This is a genomic window from Kutzneria buriramensis, from assembly GCF_003387475.1.
Taxonomy (GTDB): domain Bacteria; phylum Actinomycetota; class Actinomycetes; order Mycobacteriales; family Pseudonocardiaceae; genus Kutzneria; species Kutzneria buriramensis.
Genome location: NZ_QUNO01000005.1, coordinates 308686 through 324892 on the forward strand (window position 1 = coordinate 308686; position 16207 = coordinate 324892).

Here is a 16207-nt window from a genome sequence, read left to right on the forward strand (position 1 = left end):
GTCGAGGACATGGACCACTCGGTGGCTCGGCCAGCACCGCTCGACGCTGCGACGTCAGCTCGGCTGCGGCGCCAACCACGCTCCGCCACCAAACCGGAGGTCGCGCTACGTCGCGAACTACACCGCCGCGGCCTGCGGTTCCGTGTGAACCACCCAGGGCTTCCCGGTCGCCCAGACCTTGCATTCACCCGAGCGAAAGTCGCGGTCTTCGTCGACGGATGCTTCTGGCACTGCTGCCCCGACCACGGCACGTTGCCTCGCAACAACCGGGATTGGTGGCGTGCCAAGCTCGACCGCAACGTTGCCCGCGACCGAGCCAAGGACGCCGCGCTCACCGGCCTGGGGTGGAGCGTCCTGCACGTGTGGGAACACGAGGCGCCTGGTACGGCCGCCGATCGGGTCGAGGCCGAATGGCGGCAACGGCTTCCCTCCGTCACGAGCTGACCGCCATACGCAGATAACCGTCGGCGCCGAACAGCGTCTTCCGGTTCAGGAAGCGGTTGAAGAACCGGCACGACGGCTCTCCGAGGTGCACGCAGGCAGTGCACGCCCCGCTGCCCCGGCTGCACCCCGGATCCAGGGGACAGCGATGCTCGGCGTCGACGAACGCAGCCAACAGATCGTCGAGATTGGACTCGAAAACCGCCTGCATGCCACCCAGGACGAAGTCGCCGCGGGCGGCGGCATAGACGAAGAACGCCAAGTGGCCAGGAAGAAGGTATTCGCTCAAAGCGTCGCGTTCGATGCCGGAGAAGACCGCGGTTTGGCGGATGAACCGGTGCGCGTAGGTGTGGACCAGCCTGAGCACGTCGGCGCCGGGTGTGTCCATCGACTGGTCTTCGCGTTTGTCGGGGATCACTGCCGACTGCAGGACCGCAACGCGCGCCGCAACTGGATCACTGTCACCGATCGACCAGCCGGTCAGCCGGTGGCCACGACCCGACAGCCAGCTTGCCACCCGTACCGGGTCCAGACGTACCAGAAAAGCCTCCGTCTCGGCGAGGTTGCCGTAGAGGCGGTAGACGCCGCGCTTGCGTCGGAACGGCACTAGCCGGCACTTGGCTGGGTCATCCTCGCCTCTGGTGTAGCCGTACATAGCGCTCAGCACCGGGAACCGATCGACCAGGTCCAAGCCGTCCATGCCCGCTCGGGTGAGCGCCGCCGGGTAGCGGTCCCGGTAGCGCAGGTCGAGCGAGTCCCCAGGCGTCGTGCTACGCAACGCGGTCGTCGGCGTGCGGCTCTCGGCGAGTGCCATGGCGATGTCGACGGCTTCACGCTCGGCCTCTTCTCGCCGCGTACCCGGCAGTGAGTCGACCGGGTGGTCGCCGGGTTTGGCGAGCTGTCCGCCTTGCTCGGCCATGTCCGCCATCGTCTGGGCGAATGCCGGGTCTATGCCGTCGGCAATCAACTTCGCGAGGAAGTCCTCTTTGGTCTGCTTCGCGGTGACGTCCGCGGGGCGCTCGGCGGTCAGGCCCTCCACCACCCACACGAGAGCCTTTCGGGCACCGCCGGCGAGCTTGAGGCCTTCGCGGTGCTCCGGGCGCGGAGGGTTGATCAGCACCATGCCGCGCGGCGTGTAGACCGTGCGGGCCTTGTGGACGTTCCACCGCAGTGTGCCATTGCCGCACGGGCAGGTCCGGTTGAACCCGAGCCCCTGCATCGTCTGGGTGTGGCAGGTCGGGCACTTGAACGTGATGTCGGCAGCCTTGGCGCTTTTCGGGATGACCACCATCACGTCGTCGTGCTCTTTGCACCGCCGGATCCATGGCACCTCGATCGCGCCACAGTCGTGGATCCCGACGAAATGCAGCTGGCCCCACTTGCGCTGCCCGCATTTGCAGGGCCGCTCAACGGATCGGCCAATGCGCTTGCAGGCCCGGCACAGCCACACCTCTGGGTATCGCTCGACCGTGACGCCGCGCCGCTCATCGAGCTCCACGACTTCGATCTGGGCACCCCGCAACAGTTCGTCGCCTACGCCACCGTCGGTGTCGTGGACGAGCCACGCTCCGATCTCACGTAGCAGGTTCCAGCGGACGAGGTCCGTGTCGACCTGGATCGGGCTCGGTGCCGACCACTCGGAGACACGGTAGATGTCCCCTCGCAGGTCGACCGTTTGGTCAGGCAGGAAGGTCCGCAGGATCTGGCTGCCACTTCGACTTCCCAAGATCGTCATGTCGTCCGCCCAGTCAGTCGTGGATGGGAGCGGTGGCTTCGACGTCCCGCAAGCTCCTCATCGGAGGATTCGGGCCTAGTTCACTGATGAATCGCGCCTTGGTGGTCGGGTCCTCCAGATCGGCGAACCATGCCTTCAGCCAGTCGAGGATCTGCTGCTTGTGCAAGGTGTCCTCGGCTCCGTCCAATCCAAGAACCTCCGCCACGGTCGCGGCTTCCTGCGCGGGGATCAGGCCGGCATTGCGGGCGTAGTCGCGCAGTCTCGACGGGGTGCTCAGCCGCTGCCGGCTCGCCGGTTCGAGGAGCATCAGTATTCGGGCTGCCACGACGCCCGCGATCGTGAGATCCAGGACACGGCGGCTGCGGCGGGTGATCGGGATCGCGTCAACGAACCGGTCGCCCTGACGTACGTACGGTCCGAAGTGGCGGAACGTCTGGGCGTCGCGCTCCCGGCCGATCTTGTGTAGGACGTACACCAGACCGGGGTGCCGTCGCCCTACCCGTGCGGTCGTCTGGATGAACTCCGCCGTGGTCAGCGGTAGGCCCAGCATCACCATCGTGTTGAGCCGTTCGACGTCCACACCGTGGGAGAGCATCGAGCTTGCTGCGACGACGTGGACGCGTTCGTCGAAGTCGTCTTCAGGGTGCTCCAGTCGTTCGAGGATGCCGCGGACTTCGTCGAAGTCCGTCTGACCGGTGAGCTGCTCGACGTTGATGCCATCGACGGTGTTGTTGCTGCCCAGGCTGCGCCCGGCGGCCTCCACGTCGTAGAGGGTCGTGCCATAGACGACATTGGTACCGTACTGACTGATCAACATGTCGGCGTGCCGCGGGTCGACGCCTGCCTCCGCGCAGACCATTGTTGGGTCCTTCAGCAGGTCCCGTATGCAGTGCTGCAACGTGTCCAGGGTGCGGTCGCTCACGTGCTCCAGCGTCACCCCGCGCGGGGCAACGGCTACGAACCGGCGCAGAGGCTGCTTGGCTGGCACTGTCCAGAACGACTCGCCCGGTCGCGGGCCCGGTTGCGGGAACACCCTGCCCTGGCGCCGGTAGAGCACATCGACCTGGCGATCGTAGCCGGTCAGGGTCGCGCTGCTCGCTACGATCTTCGTCTGGCTGCCGCAAAGCTCGCTCTGTAGGTGATCCAGCAGGCTTTCGTAATGAGAGTCGACAGCGCCGAGGCTGTCGCGCAGCAGGTGCAATTCGTCCTGCAACCTCAGGGACGGCGCGAATCGCCGCGCATCCATCGGTAGCGGTTTGAGGACCGGGCCGCCCTGACAGTCGGGCACCAAGCAGCCGTTCGGTGTCTTCCAGCGTTCGGCGTAGGTGAAGCCGTGCCACGGTACCGAACACACCTTCTGCGGCGGTCCGACCAGGCCACGCATGGCCTGCTGCAGTCCGATCGAGGCGGCCTTGTCCAGAGTTCCGACCACTACGGTGGGTAGGAATCGGAACACTTCCTGGTCCACGACGTACACCGGCAGCGCCCGGCGGTGCATTCGACACGTCGGATTGGTGCAGCGGTGCTCGAGCTTCCACCGCTGGCGGTCGAAGTACATTTGCAGGTTCTCGTCCCGACAAAATGGACAACGCAACAGCACTTGATACTTTCCGGGCATTCCCGGGCTGGCCGGAGTGACGTCTTCGTCGTTCTCCGGCCTCGGGACGATCTTGTTGGGCGTGCCTCCCTGGCCGACGAGGAAGCCAAGACTGAACTCGCTTCCCCCCACGCCCCGTTCCTTACGGACTACCTCGGCCGCGGCCAGCGCGTCGGCGAACCGCTGCGTCTGTTGCAGGCTCAGCAGCCGCAGTGGGAAACGCGACCACGCCGTCACACCCAGGACTTTGCCGGTCAGGCGGTCGAAGAACGCCGCCGTCAACAGGAGTCCAAGGTAGGTCTCGGTCTTACCGCCACCAGTGGCGAACCAGACCGTGTCGACGTAGCGGGCCTCCTCCTCAGGCTCGGCGAGAAAGCGAATCGTCGACAACAGGAAGCCGATCTGGAACGGCCGCCAATCGGTGTACCCGCGTGCGCTGAGCCCGATCGCCTCATTCATCAGCTGAAAGGCACGAAGGATCTCCGAGCGGGTCCGCATAAGCTCCAGCCCGTTCTGCAGCCGGTCCAGTTCGGCAAACACCTCCGCCGCCGACCGGTCCGCCTCGGCACGCATCATCGCCGTCCATCCGTCGGCGGTCTGTCGAGCGTCCAGCGCTGCCGAGGACCAGTGAGCATCGTCGTAAGCGGCCAGTGCATCGAGCAGCGCCGCGAGCTGTGGCAGCGGGTTCGTGGCCAGCGTCGCGAACGACAGATCCGGCTTTTCCCGGGCGCTGTTCCAGTAGTCGGGCCGGTGGGTCTGCACGCTGACGGTGTCCGAAGTACGGAAGACCCCGGGCTTGGGTACGTCGATGCCGACGTTGACGCCGTAGGCGGGCACTGCTCGGTCGTAGCGGAAGCTGTCCGGCAGCGCCTCCAGTTGGAATGGCACCGTCATCAGGCCCGAGATCTCGATCTGGGTTTCGTACAGGTGCGAATCGGTCAAGCCCTTCGCCTTTTCGGGGCTGGTGTTGACCAGTTGCACCACCAGTTCGGTCTGTTGATGCCAGTCCTCCACGTCGACGCGTACCTCTGCTGTCAAGCCGGGCGCACCCACCAACGCGAATGCGTCGGCCAGTTCTTTGGCTCCGAACGCCCCACCCCTCGTTCCCGTAAGTACGGAAACATGCTCTTCGACAAGGTCGGTACGCCACCAGCGCTTGTCCGGGACGGGCCCATCCTTCGGATCTTGCACCCATGCCCGGGATCGGACCGTCACCGTCATAGACCAAGGTGGTCCGCTTGCCGGCCGCAGCCGAATGCCAATCGCGCACGGGTCCAGTCGTTCCGATCGTTCATCGCCTGCGCCCTTGCGAACCTCGTCCTCACACGCAAGCCGGCCCAACCAGAAGGTTCCCGCGGGCGCGACCTCCAACCGCTCCAGCCCGTCACCACGCCCTGCTGCGACGACCCGACGATCGAGCCACTCGACGAATGCCTCACAAGCCTGCTCCGGCGACTGGTCGTTGGTGCTGCGCACTACCCCGTTCCTCCCCAGGTGATCGCCGGCCCGACCGGCTCCGAATCGTCCATGACGTATGCCCGCAACGAGGCTATGGATCTGTCCTGCCGGAGCATGTCCAAGGACTTCTTCTGAATCTGCCTTATGCGCTCGCGAGTCACGCCGAAGGATGCGCCAATCTCGTCCAGCGTCTCTTCGTCGCCCGTGCCGATGCCGAACCTGCGTTCCAGAATCTCGACCGCGCGGGCAGACAGCACCGCCGCGAGCCCACGCATCAGGTCCTCCCGCATCATGGCGTGGGCAACGATTTCCGCCGGATCGGCACGGCCGTCGCGATCTTCCTCGGCAGCCAGCACGTCGGACAGCCGGAGGTCCTCCCCGTCCCCCAAGAGATGGTCGAGGCTGACCACGGACTGCACAAGATCGAGCACCGCTTGAACCTGCCCTGGCTCCATGCCAGTCGCATCCGCGACCTCAGCCAGACTGGGCTGACGGTCCAGCCGAGCGGCCAGCCTGGCGGCTGTTCTCCGGACCTTGCGTACCCGCTCGTAGACGTGGGCGGGAACACGGATCGTGTTCCCCTTGTCGGCGATACCACGTTCGATCGATTGCCTGATCCACCACGTGGCATAGGTCGAGAACTTGAAGCCCTTCGACCCATCGAACTTGTCGGCCGCGTGCATCAGCCCCAGGTTGCCGTCTTGGATGCGGTCGGCGAAGTCCACGCCGGACGACTCGTAATGCCTTGCCTTGGCGATCGAGACCACCAACCGTAGGTTGGCGCACACCAGCTCAGCGTGGGCGCGTCGACCTGCCTGGACCTGGGACCGCAAGCCTCGCCGGATGTCTGGCGCCAGCGTTCTGTCTCCAGCCTCGTCGAGTTCCCCTTGGGCCGCGGCACCCTGCGAGATCAACGACCACAATTCGACCTCTCGCGGGCCGTCGATCAACGCAAAACGGCCGATTGCCCGCAGGTACTGTCCGACTGCATCGCCTTGGTACTCGTCCCTCTGCTCGGCGGCCCGCATCGGTCGCGGGCCAGTAGGATCGGGTAGCTCGACTCTTGCATCGGTCAACAGATCCAAGAGCTCGCAATACTGGTCAGGTAGGAGCCCTCGGGTACTCGCGAGAAGCGCGACGTCCGCTCGAGTGAGGTGTCCTCCTCGGCGTGACCAATCCCCCAGCAAATCGTCGAAGGCCCGACCCACGAGGTCAGTCACGGCCCGCAGGGGAGGCGCCTCTGGCTCCTCCCGGAACATCCAGGCGAGGTCGCCGTCTGGCACCACAATTTGGGCCTCCTCCGGTACCTCACTCAGCACGACCTCCGCGCCGGTCGCACCGGGATCGGGTGAGGCAGCATCGTCCTGACTCAATGCGACCAGCAGAACGTCGATGTCGCGGTGGGTCAGGCCCTGCCGGGTCGCGAACTCGGACAGAAACTGCCGGCCTGTGCCTCCATCGTGAGTCTGGCGAATCGCACGCAGTTCATCCACCAGTTCGCCAACACGCGCCTCGTTCGATGTTCGACAGGTCGAGGCTCGTGTCGGGGTCGCCATGGCCACCTCCACCGTCTCAGGGAGAGCCCATCATAGGAAACGCGCACATCGACAATCGTGCAGACGAACAGGTACCGAATCATGATCGGTGCCCACTGCGCCGCCGTTACTCGTTCGAGGGACTCGTCTCCTCAGCAGCTGGGCTGACCCGAGCTCGGCGCGGAGCGCGTCACGAGCGAGCCCCTTGCTGGCCACCTTCTGGACTCGGTGTCGGTCCCACTCCACGATCATAGATCCACTACAGTCTCGACCATGGCAGCCCGACGCTACAAGATCTCTGCAGTCGATCTCTTCTGTGGCGTTGGAGGACTGTCCTACGGTCTACGGGAGGCAGGCATCCGCATCGCCGCGGGCGTCGACCTCGATCCTGCCTGCGCGTACCCCTTTCGTACCAACATCCGGGCACCGTTCCATCAGCAGGACATCTGCGACCTTACGGCCGACGAGCTCGCGGCGATGTGGCCCGCCAACACCGATATCCGCGTCCTGGCCGGCTGCGCTCCGTGTCAACCGTTCTCGTCCTACCGGCGTGGCGTCGACACTTCACAGGAGCGGCAGTGGCCGTTGGTCGACGAGGTACGCCGATTGGTTGAACGGACAAAGCCGCACGTGGTCACGATGGAGAACGTTCCTCGCATAGCGAGTGCCTCGATCTTCAAGAACTTCGTTTCTCGGCTCCAGAAGCTGGGGTACCACGTCGACATCAAGTCGTGCTATTGCCCAGAGTATGGCGTTCCCCAGCACCGCAGGCGGTTGGTTCTTCTGGCCTCGCGGCTAGGCGAGATCGTCGCACCGAAGGGCATTGTCAGTTCAGCTGAGTACGCCACCGTACGCCAGGCCATCTACGATCTTCCTCCATTGTCTCACGGGCAGGCGCACCCCCATGACCGCCTCCACAAGAGCCGCTATATGACTGAGATCAATCTCAAACGCATCAAGCGGTCCACACCTGGTGGCACCTGGGAAGAATGGCCCGAGGAACTACGAGCTCCATGCCATCGCAAGGCGTCGGGGTCGACCTTCCGCAACGTCTACGCACGCATGACATGGGACGATCCGTCTCCCACGATCACCACCATGGCGTACAACTTCGGCACGGGCCGTTTCGGCCATCCCGAGCAGGATCGCGCCCTCACTTTGCGAGAAGCAGCTAACCTGCAAAGCTTCCCACCAGATTACGAGTTTGTTGCCCCAGAAGAGCCGGTCCAGTTCGCTCCGCTCGGCAGACTGATCGGCAACGCCGTGCCACCCCGACTCGCCAAAGCCATCGGGACCGCGATCGTGGATCATGTCAAGGCGATCATGCGTGCTTCGGCCGGCGCAGCGGAAGCCCAGCGAACTAACCGACGAGTTACGCGATCGACAAGCCGCAACGCCTGATCCTCTCCCGTGACGACGGCGCAACTTGCCCGCAGCAGGTCAGTGCGCGGGTGGCCTTGCGGGTGCAGCGCCCGCGTTGACCGGCGCAGAGCAGCTGGCTGAAGTGCTACGCCAGTTTACGGGACACGTCGAGTGTGGCCCGATAGCGATCATGAGCAGCCTTTCTACCCCAGACTTAATCTCCGCAAATCAGCCTTACCAGAGACTCCCCGCCCCTTTACCAGGGGACCCGGTCAGCGGAGCGTCCGTCTATGCGGCTCACGTTTGCGCCATCGGTGTTCGACTGCAGATTTTGCTGAGGTCAGCTCGATCGAAACCGCGATAATCACGCGTCACCTGCTCGCCGCGCGGCGTGGCGCAGGGCGAAGCTTGCGGCGACATTTTCTTCGCCATCCCGGTCGACGCCGAGATTCGACACGTACCAGACTCGCTTGGCGCGGCCCATTGCAAGCAAAGATCAGCCAAATTTCTCATTCGATCGTTGCCAGTCCGCGGCAGCGGGATTCATTCGACCAGGCGCCACCGCCGCAACACTTTGCGGCCGTAATTGTTCGTGCCGGCGATTCGGTCCAACTCCGCGCCGGTCGGCATACGGCCCTTGGACCTTTCGGCCACGTAGTACGCCCACATGCGCTGTTCGGCGGTCGGCTCGGCCGGCGGGCGAGACGGCTCCGAAACGGCCGCGAGACGCACGACCTGGCCGGTCTCGCGCTTGATCTCCTCCATGTCTTCGGTCTCGGCGGTGGTCTCGCTCGTGGTCTCGAAGCGGTGCCGCTTGAGCGCACGGTTGAGGAGTTCGACGGCCAGCAGGAGTGCAAGCGGCGGACAGGCGGCGACCGCGATGGCGAACACATTCAGCTCTGGAGCCGAGGCGATGTTGGCGCAAAGCGAGAGCACGATGCCGAAAGCGAAAGCCAGCCAAGCGGCCCAGCGGCCGGTGGTTTGGTGACCGTGGTTGGTCTTCCACAGCTCGACCGTGGCCATGGTCAGCAAGCCATCGACGATCAGAGGCCAGATCGCGGCGGTGGTCTCGTCGGCACCGAACCTCAAGGCGAAATCGCGACCATGTCGGTACGAGGCGTATGCCGCGCCGAGCGCGACCAGGGCGGTGCAGACGCACTGCACCCACAGCGTGCGGTCCCATCGAACCGGGGATGCCGTGGCGCTCACCGCAGCACACCTCCCGCCGCACGCTGCGCGTCGTCCGTGCGGCAGCCGACGCAGACAAACACCTGTGATCCGGTCACCGACCGGCCCACCGGCACGTGCGGGATGCGGACGCGGAGGTAGTCAGCTCCACACACCACGCAGGCCAGCCCGTCGGCCTGGAGTGCGCTCAGCCCCATGATGGTCGTATTCGGATTCGCCGCCGGCTCGCCGATCCGCCGTGCGCACTTCGACGCTGCGCGTTCCAGGTCGTCACGCGAGGCTGGCTGTCCCGCGTTCGGCTCGACGGGCAGCGTGACCAGGCCCTCCTGGTAGGGCAGGCCGGTGAAGACCTTGACCGGCAGCCCGTCGGCGGTCTGGCCCAGCACCGAGACCACCCGTTGGGTACCGCAGGCGGTCCGCCAGAAATCGGCGGTCGGGTCGCGCAGCGAATCGTGCCACACCAACAGGTCACGTAGCTCCTGGTCCGGCTCGCCGAGTAGGAACAGGCGAACGCGCTGCCAGACACGATCTACGGCGATTGTGTGTGGCTCGGGCAGGTAGCGGTGCCGACGGAGATGCCGAGCTACCAGCAGTAAGGCGTCCAGTCGGTGCGACTCGGCCATTTCGAACGAGGCAGGCGTGCTCATCGGGCACCACCGTCCGGACGACGGCGACGACGCGTGATCTCCAGGGTGGCGGAAACCAGCAGTTCACAGCGGGTACGGGTTCGTGCGGATGGAGTCTGGTTCGTGCCGGGGGCACCAGCAGCATTCACACCAACGTTGACCTGCAGGTTCGCAGGTCCAGCATCCTCCTGGCGCGGCGGCGCTTCAAGTGGCGCTTGTTCCGCGACCGCTACAAGGGCGCCTATACCGTCCCCGGGAAGCGTGAGTTCAATCATCGCGTTGTCCGCTTCGTGGGCGACGTGGAGCCGGAGCTTGGTGAGCTCGTACAGCCGAGCGCGCAGGTCAGGCGGCAGTCGGTCGAGGTTCATCGCCAAGTGCGGGAGAAGCTCGACGACCGAGAGGTCGTCGGCTGTGGGGGCACTTGGCGATTCGGATTCGCTCTGGTCGAGCGCGGTGATCTGGTCCAGCACCTGCTGGTGGTCGGCGATCAGTGTGTTGTAGCGCTCGCGAAGCCCTCGAGTGAACGGGTCTGTCGGATCAGCGTTCTCAGCCTGGCTGAGCAGGTTGTCCTGCCGGCGTAGCAGATCGGCCGCCTGCTTCTGCAGTCGAGAGCGCCGTTCGGCGCGTTCGGTCTGCTCGCGTACATCTGCCTGCTGGAGGCCGCCAGTGAGGACCTGCATGCGCCGATGGCCAAACAGACACTCCTGGTAGGCCGTGTTGATCGCAGCCAGCAGCGCGTCCTCTCGAATGTAGACGGTCCCGGGATGGTCACCGAACTTGTCCAGCCGGCCACAGTTGTTGTCCTTCGGCCAGCACCGGTAATAGCTATGGCCGCGATGCCGATGCCCCAGCATGCGACGTTCGCAGCGGCACAGCACCCGTCCCCGAAGCTCGTAGACGTGCTTGGTGTTCGGGTGACGGTTCTGCCCGCTGCCGTCGCGTGAGCCGCGCTTGGCCGTCCTGCGGGTGGTGAGCTCGTCGAACATCCACTTAGGAATCAGTGGCTCGTGGGCAGGTTCGGTCGACCAGACCCACATCTCCGGCGGGTTGTAGACACCGGTTCCCCCGCGGCTGCGGCGGGCGCGACGGTTGTAGACCTGGCAGCCGGTGTACTTCGGATTCTTCAGCACGTCGGCTACCGAGGACTTCGCCCACGCTCCCCTGGCGCGACCGTCGCCCGGTGGTTCAGGTGGCGGGTGCGCCTCGAGATCGAGGTTGAGGCGCTCTGCGATCGTGCCGAAGCCCACGGCTGGCGATCATGCCCTGCCCGTCACGCGCCCGTTGCCGCAGGTCGGACGCGTGAACCGACTTCTGGAACCCCACAGGCCGCCGTGTGCCCGGTCACCTCCCTTCGGTTCTCATGCCCCTCCCGGCCAGCACTCAACTCTCACCCAAGATGATGAATCCATCATTATTGACAGAATCATCACCGTGGCGTTGACTGTGCCGGCAGGCCGCGCCGGCTGACCGGCAGGCACAGACGCACGAGGAGACGCGCCATGGGCGAGCACGACATCCAGACCAGATTCCAGGAACTTCCGGCCGCCGTTCGCGAGAAGGTCGACACGGTGCTGACGGACGCGAAGATCGCGGTCAAGCTGAAGATCGCGGAGATCCTGGCCGACCCGGCCGAGCACGCCGAGCACGCCGTCACCACCGCCGGCCGAGTCGGCGCGAAGAGTGGTGAGGTCTCGGAGCTGACAGCCATCATGCCGCTCAAGCCCAACGGGGCGGAGCGGTTGAGGAAGTTCTTCACGCTGGTCGGCGGCAACCTCGCCGGCGCGGGTCAGGTCGGCACGCTGCACAACATGCGGTTCGTGTTCCTGGACAACGACACCAAGCTGCTGTTCGCGACCGCCTACGACGGCGAGTGGGACCCCTACATCGACGACTTCGCCACCAAGATCCCGGAGTTCATGGATTACCTCTTCGGCAACGTGGAGGGCTGGCCGGGCATCACCTCGCCCGCCGTGAAGGACTTCATCACCCAGCACCAGATCCCGGCGGAGGCCTGGTTCGTGTCCCACCCGAACATCACCGTCGCCGAGGCCAACCGGCTCAAGCGGCAGGACGCCGCAGTGCAGACCTTCGTCGACGCCCTCAACTGAGCGAGGACCGACGGTGGAACTGTTCCGACGCCGCACCCGGCGCCCGACGTTGGACCTGGACGACATCCAGGCGACGGTGCTGCGCGCCCGGCCCGAACCCTACTTCGGCACGCACGCGATCATCGAGATCACCGACCAGGCAGCCGGCAGGCAACTGCTGCGGAGGCTGGCGCCCCTGGTGAGCTCCGCGGCCCGGTGGGACGAACCGCGATCATCCTGGATGGCACTGGCCATCAGCTACGCCGGACTGGTGGCACTCGGCGTGCCGCAGGACTCGCTGGAGTCGTTCCCGGCCAACTTCCGGGCCGGCATGGCCGCGCGCGCCGACCGGCTTCGCGACACCGGGCCGAACGCGCCGCAGCACTGGGAAGCGCCGTGGGGCAGCGGGCGGGCCCACCTGGCGGTGAGCGTCTACGCCGACAACGAAGACGACTGGCGCGGCACCATGGCCGGCTACGAGCGGCAGTTGCAGGATTTGGCCGGTGTGCGGCTGCTGTCGCATCAGGACTTCGGGGCGACCGGGTTCAACGTGTTCGGCTACCGGGACGGGTTCTCCCAGCCAGTGGTCGAGGGCAGCGGCGCCGAGCCGCTCCCCGGTGACGGGCGGCCGATCAAGGCGGGCGAGTTCGTGCTGGGCTACCCGAGCGAGACCGGCCAGCCGCTCCCCATGCCCACCCCCGATGTGTTGGGCCGCAACGGAACCTATGTCGTGTTCCGCAAATACCACTCGCACGTGGCCACGTTCAACCGCTACCTCCGGGACAACGCCAGCACCGAGGAGGACCGGGAGCTGCTGGCGGCCAAGCTGGTCGGCCGCTGGCGCAGCGGCGCGCCCCTGGCCCTCACGCCGGAGCAGGACGACCCCGCTGTGGGCGCGGACCCGCGGCGAATCAACGATTTCGACTACACCGACGACCCCCGTGGGTTGCGTACCCCGCTGGGCTCGCACATCCGCCGGATGAATCCCCGCTCGACGAAGCTGGAGACCCTCAGCGACGTCAACATCCGCCGCATCATCCGGCGTTCCACCTCGTTCGGCGAACCTGTCGTCCCGACCGTGCTCACCGCCGACGGCGCCGATCGCGGCCTGGACTTCATCGCCCTGGGCGCACGAGCGATCGACAACGTCGAGTTCCTCCAGAGCGAATGGGTCAACTCCGGCAACTTCGTCGGGCTGGGCAAGGAGAAGGATCCCATGATCTCGTTGCAGGACAAGGGCGCGTACTTCACCGTGCCCGGCAGTCCCCCACGCCGGGTGCACGGCATCCAGAGCTTCAACACGCTACGCGGCGGCGAGTACCTGTTCATGCCCAGCCTATCCGCCATCCACTGGCTGGCCGGCTGACACCGCGCCTGTTCTTCGGAGTCCTCATGACCACCATAACCAGCTACGTCCGTTACCGTCCGGACCTGGAGCAGCCCTTCCCGAACGAGGAAGAACTGGTCCAGCAGGTCGTCACGGCGATGCTGCACGCCAACCAACAGGTCGCGGCCAAGCACCGGCACGGGCTCCGCGACGCACACGCCAAAAGCCACGGCGTGTTGGCCGGCGAACTGCGTGTCAAGCCGAGCCTGCCCAAGCACCTCGCCCAAGGCCTGTTCGCCGCCGAACACACCTATCCGGTGATCGTGCGGTTTTCCACCGCCCCAGGTGACCTGCGTTCCGACCAGGTTCCCGTGCAGCGTGGCATGGCGATCAAGGTGATCGGCGCAACCGGGCCGCGGGCCGTCGACGACGGGTTCACCACCCAGGATTTTCTGCTCGTCAACCACGCCACACTGCCATTCGGGACGATCGGCGAGTACGCCAAACTCCAGAGGCTGCTGGAATCGCAGCCGCGGCAGAGCGACCAACAACTCCAGGTCGCCGGCCTGGGCGCCCGTCTCGCCGCCCGGACCCTGAGCCACCTCGGCCGGCCGTCGCCACCGCAGATCGAGACCCTTGCCGCCGCCAACAACCACATCCTCGGCGAGACGTTCCACTCCATGGCGGCCCTGCGCTATGGCGACCATGTCGCCAAGCTCTCGGCCGCGCCCCGCTCGACGAACGTGCGCGCACTGACCGGACGGCCGGTCGACAAGAAAGCCGGCGAGTCCGCGTTGCGTGACCTCGTCGTGGACTTCTTCGCGCACAACAGCGCCGAGTACGAACTGCGGGCGCAGCTGTGCACCGACATCGACCGGATGCCCGTGGAGGACGCCTCGGTGCTGTGGCAGGAAGAACTCTCACCCCACCAGGTGGTGGCGACCCTGCACCTGCCCGCGCAGGACGCCTACAGCGACGCCCGCCGCCGCTACGCCGACGACGTGCTCTCCTACAACCCGTGGCACGCCCTGGAAGCGCACCGTCCACTTGGCTCGATCATGCGATCCCGCCGCTCCGCCTATCCGCGGTCGAGCGAGTTCCGTCACACCTTCAACGGGATCGAGCAGCACGAGCCGGCGAGCATCGACGAGCTGCCGGCGTGAGCCGGTCACACTTCGTCGACAGCGGAGACGTCGGGCAACGGGGCGGTGGCCACCCGGTGGGCTTCGTCGAGGGGCACGCCGAGCATGCGCAGCAGCTGTTCGGCAGCCTCGTCGCAGGTCGCGTCGGTCACCTTGTCCGGGCTGACCAGCGACATGTGCAGCACGGCCAGCAGCGCGCCGGCCGTGACCGCCAGCGCCAACCGGGAATCACCGACGGTGAACAGGCCCGCTGCGGCGCCGGCTTCGATGTCGCGCAGCGCGCGTGGGGCGAGGCCCTCGTCGGCGTCGATGTAGGCCATGCCGTGCCGCACCAACACCTGCGCGGTCTGCGGGCGCGCCACCGCCAGCCGCGCAGTCAGCCGGACCGACCGCGCGAACGTCACCGCCGGATCGTCGGCGTCGATGGAGAGCGTGTCGAGCAGCTGGCCGAGCTGTTCGAGCACCTGCCTCACGGCCGCCTCGAACAGCTCCGTCTTGCTGGTGAAGTGGTTGTAGAACGAGCCGAAACCAACATCGGCCGCATCGGTGATGTCCTGGATGCTCGCCGTGGACGCGGTGTCACCGGCCAGCAGAACGCGCGCGGCATCGATCAGCTTCTGCCGAGTCTGCGCCTTGCGCCGCGCCACCCGGGAGACCGGTTCGGCACGTTCGGATGAGGTCGCCACACTCTCAAGGTACTGCATCACAAACCTGATGAATCAATCACACCTCGTTCCGGTCGGTCTGACGGTTTCGGTGGCCCCAAGCCCGCCGAGACCGTCCAGGTTCAGGCCGTGCGAACTCCGCCGGTGAATCACCCGGACCGAGAAGCGGCCATCAGCAGGTCGCTCGCCGCGACCTGCGCCACCTCGAATCGTCCGCCAGCTGACCACCGGCGAGCCCGCACGTTCTCAGCCGGATTCAGACGATGGTGGCCTCAGCCGTCCTCGACCCGCCCACGGGGCACGGTCCGGGCCCGGATCGGCGAGGTCGACTTCCGGTAGCGAACGGCGGCTGATCAGCCGGGCCTCCTCGGCGGCGAGGCCGAACATGCGCAGCAGATCCTCTGTCACCTGGTCGGCGGCAGCAGCATCGTCCCGATCCGGACGATCGTGCAGAAACCGGCCCAGGCACAGTGCGGCGCCCGAGACGACGATCAACGCCAACTCGGCGTCGGGCGCCCGGAAGCGGCCGGCGCGGACCGCGGCATCGATATCGCGGCGGGCCCGCGGAGTGAGTGCCGAGTCCGCCCCCGCCTGCGGTACACCGGCGGACAGCAGCACCTTGCTCAGTGCCGGATTGTGCCGGTGCAGGCGTCCGGTCAACCGGAAGCTCAGCGCGAAAACCTCGGCCGGATCGTCCAAGCCACTGCCCACCTGATCGAGCAGCGCGCCATGTCGGTCGAGCGCGTCGGCCACGGCCGCGGCGTACAGCTCCTCCCGGGTGCCGAAATGGTTGTAGAACGAGCCCATCCCCACATCGGCCGCCTGGGTGAGCTCCAGGATCGGCACATTGGACCGTCCGGCGGCGATCAGCGCCTGAGCCGCCCGCACCAGCGCCGCGCGAGTGCGTGCCTTCCGCCGCGCCACCCGATTCAACGCGTTTCCCAACGGCTCGGCCATGACCCGCTCATCACCTCCGGCCCACCACCACTTGACTTCTGATGAATTCATCATAGATGATGAGTTCATCAGAAACAACGAGGGAGG

At 66.2% G+C, this 16207-nt stretch carries 13 protein-coding genes; 5 read left to right on the forward strand and 8 right to left on the reverse strand.

From position 1 onward, the window contains the following. The first annotated feature begins 9 nt into the window (after positions 1-9). The gene (locus BCF44_RS16695; RefSeq protein WP_116175201.1) at positions 10-444 is read left to right on the forward strand and encodes a very short patch repair endonuclease; all 435 of its coding nucleotides are present in this window, start codon (positions 10-12) and stop codon (positions 442-444) included. Here BCF44_RS16695 and BCF44_RS16700 read toward each other — a convergent pair. Genes BCF44_RS16700 through BCF44_RS16710 form a run of 3 tightly spaced genes read right to left on the reverse strand, consistent with a single transcriptional unit; the run spans position 434 to position 6787 of the window. Beyond that, positions 434-2176 carry a hypothetical protein gene (locus BCF44_RS16700; protein ID WP_116175202.1) on the reverse strand — a complete coding sequence of 581 codons (1743 nt, stop codon included), beginning with the start codon at positions 2174-2176 and terminating at the stop codon, positions 434-436. The two genes, BCF44_RS16695 and BCF44_RS16700, sit on opposite strands and share 11 nt — an antisense overlap. Positions 2177-2189: 13 nt before the next feature. Beyond that, complete coding sequence (locus BCF44_RS16705) at positions 2190-5249, reverse strand: helicase-related protein (RefSeq protein ID WP_116175203.1); 3060 nt, start codon at positions 5247-5249, stop codon at positions 2190-2192. After that, positions 5249-6787 (reverse strand): sigma-70 family RNA polymerase sigma factor, encoded by a 1539-nt coding sequence (locus BCF44_RS16710; RefSeq protein WP_116175495.1) that lies wholly within the window; start codon positions 6785-6787, stop codon positions 5249-5251. Before BCF44_RS16710 ends, BCF44_RS16705 begins: the two co-directional genes overlap by 1 nt. A 252-nt stretch (positions 6788-7039) precedes the next feature. Between BCF44_RS16710 and BCF44_RS16715 the strand changes: the two genes are divergently transcribed. Next, positions 7040-8167: a DNA cytosine methyltransferase gene (locus BCF44_RS16715; RefSeq protein WP_116175204.1), complete on the forward strand. Its 1128-nt coding sequence runs from the start codon at positions 7040-7042 to the stop codon at positions 8165-8167. A gap of 504 nt (positions 8168-8671) precedes the next feature. Here the strand turns inward: BCF44_RS16715 and BCF44_RS16720 are convergent. From BCF44_RS16720 to BCF44_RS16730, 3 genes are read right to left on the reverse strand one after another with little or no spacing between them, the layout of a single operon-like run. Then, positions 8672-9337, reverse strand: a complete 666-nt coding sequence (locus BCF44_RS16720) for a DUF2637 domain-containing protein (RefSeq protein WP_116175205.1) — start codon at positions 9335-9337, stop codon at positions 8672-8674. Then, a complete protein-coding gene (locus BCF44_RS57540; RefSeq protein WP_246015153.1) occupies positions 9334-9963 on the reverse strand; it encodes a hypothetical protein in 630 nt (209 codons plus the stop codon). Before BCF44_RS57540 ends, BCF44_RS16720 begins: the two co-directional genes overlap by 4 nt. Then, the gene (locus tag BCF44_RS16730) at positions 9960-11189 is read right to left on the reverse strand and encodes a recombinase family protein (RefSeq protein ID WP_116175206.1); all 1230 of its coding nucleotides are present in this window, start codon (positions 11187-11189) and stop codon (positions 9960-9962) included. The genes BCF44_RS57540 and BCF44_RS16730 overlap by 4 nt, the downstream gene beginning before the upstream one ends. A 252-nt stretch (positions 11190-11441) precedes the next feature. Here BCF44_RS16730 and BCF44_RS16735 point away from each other — a divergent pair, with 252 nt between their 5' ends. Genes BCF44_RS16735 through BCF44_RS16745 form a run of 3 tightly spaced genes read left to right on the forward strand, consistent with a single transcriptional unit; the run spans position 11442 to position 14519 of the window. Beyond that, complete coding sequence (locus tag BCF44_RS16735) at positions 11442-12050, forward strand: hypothetical protein (RefSeq protein WP_116175207.1); 609 nt, start codon at positions 11442-11444, stop codon at positions 12048-12050. Positions 12051-12063: 13 nt separating this feature from the next. Next, complete coding sequence (locus BCF44_RS16740) at positions 12064-13395, forward strand: Dyp-type peroxidase (protein ID WP_116175208.1); 1332 nt, start codon at positions 12064-12066, stop codon at positions 13393-13395. A gap of 26 nt (positions 13396-13421) precedes the next feature. After that, positions 13422-14519: a catalase family protein gene (locus BCF44_RS16745; RefSeq protein ID WP_246015155.1), complete on the forward strand. Its 1098-nt coding sequence runs from the start codon at positions 13422-13424 to the stop codon at positions 14517-14519. A 5-nt stretch (positions 14520-14524) separates the two neighbouring features. Here BCF44_RS16745 and BCF44_RS16750 read toward each other — a convergent pair whose 3' ends face one another. Together BCF44_RS16750 and BCF44_RS16755 are read right to left on the reverse strand one after the other, a co-directional pair. Then, positions 14525-15184 (reverse strand): TetR/AcrR family transcriptional regulator, encoded by a 660-nt coding sequence (locus BCF44_RS16750; protein ID WP_246015157.1) that lies wholly within the window; start codon positions 15182-15184, stop codon positions 14525-14527. Positions 15185-15409: 225 nt separating this feature from the next. Beyond that, the gene (locus BCF44_RS16755; RefSeq protein ID WP_116175210.1) at positions 15410-16120 is read right to left on the reverse strand and encodes a TetR/AcrR family transcriptional regulator; all 711 of its coding nucleotides are present in this window, start codon (positions 16118-16120) and stop codon (positions 15410-15412) included. Positions 16121-16207 lie beyond the last annotated feature (87 nt).

Bases quoted from the DNA above. Each gene is read 5' to 3' on its own strand.
- BCF44_RS16695 (WP_116175201.1), top strand. From the start codon at position 10: ATGGACCACTCGGTGGCTCGGCCAGCACCGCTCGACGCTGCGACGTCA.
- BCF44_RS16700 (WP_116175202.1), bottom strand. From the start codon at position 2,176: ATGACGATCTTGGGAAGTCGAAGTGGCAGCCAGATCCTGCGGACCTTC.
- BCF44_RS16710 (WP_116175495.1), bottom strand. From the start codon at position 6,787: ATGGCGACCCCGACACGAGCCTCGACCTGTCGAACATCGAACGAGGCG.
- BCF44_RS16715 (WP_116175204.1), top strand. From the start codon at position 7,040: ATGGCAGCCCGACGCTACAAGATCTCTGCAGTCGATCTCTTCTGTGGC.
- BCF44_RS57540 (WP_246015153.1), bottom strand. From the start codon at position 9,963: ATGAGCACGCCTGCCTCGTTCGAAATGGCCGAGTCGCACCGACTGGAC.
- BCF44_RS16735 (WP_116175207.1), top strand. From the start codon at position 11,442: ATGGGCGAGCACGACATCCAGACCAGATTCCAGGAACTTCCGGCCGCC.
- BCF44_RS16745 (WP_246015155.1), top strand. From the start codon at position 13,422: ATGACCACCATAACCAGCTACGTCCGTTACCGTCCGGACCTGGAGCAG.
- BCF44_RS16755 (WP_116175210.1), bottom strand. From the start codon at position 16,120: ATGGCCGAGCCGTTGGGAAACGCGTTGAATCGGGTGGCGCGGCGGAAG.